Genomic DNA, 3,818 nt, shown 5'->3' with positions numbered 1-3,818 from the left:
CAGGTTCAGGATCACCAGCATCGCGTTGCCGATCCACATCGAGGCGATCAGGCCCCAGAACAGCTGCGGGTTGCTGGTCATCACCTGCGGGCCCGGCTGGATGTTGTGGATGGTCATCGCGCCCACCATCAGCGCCATCACGGCGTTGGGCGGGATGCCCAGCGTCAGCAGCGGGATGAAGGAGGTCTGCGAACCGGCGTTGTTCGCCGACTCGGGGGCCGTGACGCCGCGGATGTTGCCCTTGCCGAAGGGCACTTCGCCCGGCTGCAGCTTGGTCTTCTTTTCCACCGTGTAGGCGGCGAAGGCGGACAGCAGCGCACCGCCGCCAGGCAGGATGCCCAGCGCGGAGCCGAGCGCCGTGCCGCGCATCACGGCGGGCAGCATGCGCTTGAAGTCCTGCTTGGTGGGCATCAGGCCCTGCACCTTGTTCGTGAAGACCTCGCGGTGCTCCTCGCTCTTGCCCAGGTTGGCGATGATTTCGCCGTAGCCGAACACGCCCATGGCCAGGGTGATGAAGCCGATACCGTCGGTGAGTTCCGGGATGTCGAAGGAGAAGCGCGCCACGCCGGAGTTCACGTCCGTGCCCACCAGGCCCAGCAGCAGGCCCAGCACGATCATCGCGATCGCCTTGACCAGCGAGCCCGAGGCCAGCACCACGGCGCCGATCAGGCCCAGCACCATCAGCGAGAAGTATTCGGCCGGGCCGAACTTGAAGGCCACTTCCGTCAGCGGCGCGGCGAAGCCCGCCAGGATCAGCGTGCCGACGCAGCCGGCGAAGAAGGAGCCGAGGCCGGCAGCCGCAAGCGCGGGGCCTGCGCGGCCCTGGCGCGCCATCTGGTAGCCGTCGATCACTGTCACCACCGAGGACGATTCGCCCGGCAGGTTGACCAGGATGGCGGTGGTGGAGCCGCCGTACTGGGCGCCGTAGTAGATGCCGGCCAGCATGATCAGCGCCGACACCGGCGGCAGCGCATAGGTGGCGGGCAGCAGCATGGCGATGGTGGCCACGGGGCCGACGCCGGGCAGCACGCCGATCAGCGTGCCGAGCAGGCAGCCGATGAAGGCGTACAGCAGGTTGATCGGCGTGAAGGCGACGCCGAAGCCGAGGGAGAGGTTGCTAATCAGGTCCATGAAGGTTCTCCGCTCAGCCGCTGATGAAGCTGGGCCACACCGGGAACTGCAGTTTCAGCAGCACGATGAAGGCGAGGTAGCTTCCGACGGCCAGCACCGTGGCGAGCACGGCGACTTCCTTGTTGTTGTGCTCGTGTCCGGCCAGGCTGGCGACGAAGGTGAGTGCGTAGATGGCGACGATCAGGCCCATGGCGGGCAGGCCGATCTTGGGCAGGCCCGCGAGCAGGATGCCGAAGAGCAGGTTGGCGCCGATGATGAAGAACAGCGGCTTCCAGGCCCACGAGCCGATCGGCTCGCCGTCTTCGGTTTCCACCACCAGCGCCTCGAACGTGATGAACACGCCGATCAGCGCCAGCAGGATGCCCAGCACCAGGGGGAAGTAGCCGGGGCCCATGCGGGCGCCCTCGCCGATGGTGTAGTTGGTGGCGCCCCACGCGAAAGCGATGCCGACGCCCATGAACATCAGCCCCGACCAGAAATCTTTCTGGCTCTTGATTTTCATCATGTCTCCTGACGGAATGCGACGGGGCGGATTGTGGGGGCGAAAAAATGCCCTCCCGATGTGGGTTCCACCTACATCCCGTAACCGTGGGGACGAGCTATTCGAGCACGGGTGTCGCGCTCAGGACTTCTTCCAGCGTGGTCACGCCTTCGGCCACGCGCAGCGCACCGGCCAGCCGCAGTGGGCGCATGCCATCGGCCACGGCCTGGCGGCGCAGGGCGTGGATGGCGGGGTCGCGCGTCACCTGCTCCTTGAAGGCTTCGGTGACGGTGAGGAGTTCGTACAGGCCCATGCGCCCCAGGTAGCCCGTCATGCGGCAGTCCACGCAACCCACCGGCCGGTAAGGCTTCCAGCCGCCGCTGATCTTCCAGGGCTTCACCACTTCGTCGAAGGCGCTGCGGGGCGTCTCGGCGTCGGGGGTGCGGCACTGCTTGCACAGGGTGCGCACCAGGCGCTGCGCCAGCACGCCGATCAGGGTGGCGTTGACCAGGTAGGCCGGCACGCCCAGCTCCATCAGGCGCGTGATGGCCGAAGGCGCATCGTTGGTGTGCAGGGTGGAGAACACCAGATGGCCGGTGAGCGCCGCCTGCACCGCCATTTCGGCCGTGGTCAGGTCGCGGATCTCGCCGACCATGAGGATGTCGGGGTCCTGCCGCATCAGGGCGCGCAGGCCCTCGGCGAAACCGAAATCGAGCTGCGCCTGCACCTGGGTCTGGTTGAAGGCCGGCTCGATCATCTCGATCGGATCCTCCACCGTGCTGACGTTGACCTCCTCGGTCGCCAGCCGCTTGAGGGTGGAATAGAGCGTGGTGGTCTTGCCGGAGCCGGTGGGCCCGGTCACCAGGATGATGCCGTGGGGCTTCTTCACCAGCCCCTCCCAGCGCTGCGCGTCGTGCGGCGAGAAGCCCAGCGCGTCGAGGTCCTTCACCGCGGTGTCGGGGTCGAAGATGCGCATCACCATCTTCTCGCCGAAGGCCGTGGGCAGCGTCGACAGGCGCATCTCCACCTCGTCGCCGCGCGGGTTGCGGGTCTTGATGCGGCCGTCCTGCGGGCGGCGCTTCTCCACCACGTCCATGCGCCCCAGCAGCTTGATGCGCGCCGTCATCGCGTTGAGCACCGCCGGCGGCATCTGGTAGACGGGATGCAGCACGCCGTCGATGCGGAACCGGATCACGCCCTGCTCGCGCCGCGGCTCCAGGTGGATGTCGCTCGCGCGCTGGTCGAAGGCGTACTGCCACAGCCAGTCGACCACCTGCACCACGCCCTGGTCGTTGGCATCGAGCTGCTTGTTGGACTTGCCCAGTTCCACCAGCTGCTCGAAGCTGGCCGCGCCGGCATTGCCGCCGGCGCGCTGCGCCGCCCGCACCGACTTGGCGAGCGCGAAGAATTCGGCCGTGTAGCGCAGGATCTCCTGCGGGTTGGCCACCACGCGCCGCACGGTGCGGCGCGCCTGCCGCTCGACCTCGTCGACCCAGTCGGTGACGAAGGGCTCGGCGGTCGCCACCACCACCTCGTTGGCCGTCACCTGCACCGGCAGCACGCGATGGCGCTCGGCGTAGGCGGCGCTCATGGTGTCGGCCACCTTGGCCACGTCCACCTTCAGCGGGTCGATGCGCAGGTACTCCAGCTGCGCACGCCGGGCCAGGTACTCCGTGAGGGCCTCCACGTCGAGCGGCTTGCCGTCGGAAGCGCGGGTCATGGAGACGGCCGCCAGCCGCACCAGCGGGTGCTGGGCGCTTTCGGCCTGCGAGCAGCGCGCGATGGTGCGCCGGGCTTCCTCGCGCGAGATCACGCCGTCCTCGCTGAGCCACTCCACCAGCTGCTGCCAGTGCAGCGGCCCGCGCGGCGGCGTGCGGGCGGAGATCCTCGGCTTGGGGTGCGCGCTCATGCTCGCAATGGTAGCGGGGGAGAGGGAACTACCGGACGCAGAGGACGCGAAGGGTACGCAGAGGACGCAAAAGGAAACCAATGAAGGATTCCATTCCTTCAGATGGATGTCTTTCGCGTCCTCTGCGTACCCTTTGCGCCCTCTGCGTCCGGAAGTTTGAATTTGGAAGTTGGAAGTTCTTCACCCCACCGGCTTGAACACCCGCAGCCACTTGCGCGCCGGCAGGCCCCAGCGCGACGCGATCACCTCGGCGCGCGCGGCCAGCTCGCCGCGCACCGGGTGGGCCGGCTCGCGCAG

The 3,818-nt window shown here is 67.9% G+C and carries 3 protein-coding genes; all 3 read right to left on the bottom strand.

Annotated features, from left to right (window positions below):
- Positions 1–1,131, bottom strand: a 1,131-nt coding sequence (locus VFM98_RS09300; protein WP_325109640.1) for a tripartite tricarboxylate transporter permease, incomplete at its 3' end; no start/stop codon positions are given.
- A 13-nt stretch (positions 1,132–1,144) separates the two neighbouring features.
- A complete protein-coding gene (locus VFM98_RS09295) occupies positions 1,145–1,633 on the bottom strand; it encodes a tripartite tricarboxylate transporter TctB family protein (RefSeq protein ID WP_325109639.1) in 489 nt (162 codons plus the stop codon).
- Positions 1,634–1,730: 97 nt separating this feature from the next.
- Positions 1,731–3,521, bottom strand: a complete 1,791-nt coding sequence (locus VFM98_RS09290) for a GspE/PulE family protein (protein WP_325109638.1) — start codon at positions 3,519–3,521, stop codon at positions 1,731–1,733.
- Positions 3,522–3,818 lie beyond the last annotated feature (297 nt).

Origin of the sequence: Ramlibacter sp. (assembly GCF_035706265.1) — a bacterium.
Classification (GTDB): Bacteria; Pseudomonadota; Gammaproteobacteria; order Burkholderiales; family Burkholderiaceae_C; genus Ramlibacter.
Note: the sequence above shows the minus strand (reverse complement) of the source record. Positions and strands in the feature narration are given on the sequence as shown.

Excerpts from the sequence above, each read along its gene's own strand:
- VFM98_RS09290 (WP_325109638.1), bottom strand. The coding sequence starts at position 3,521 with ATGAGCGCGCACCCCAAGCCGAGGATCTCCGCCCGCACGCCGCCGCGC.
- VFM98_RS09295 (WP_325109639.1), bottom strand. The coding sequence starts at position 1,633 with ATGAAAATCAAGAGCCAGAAAGATTTCTGGTCGGGGCTGATGTTCATG.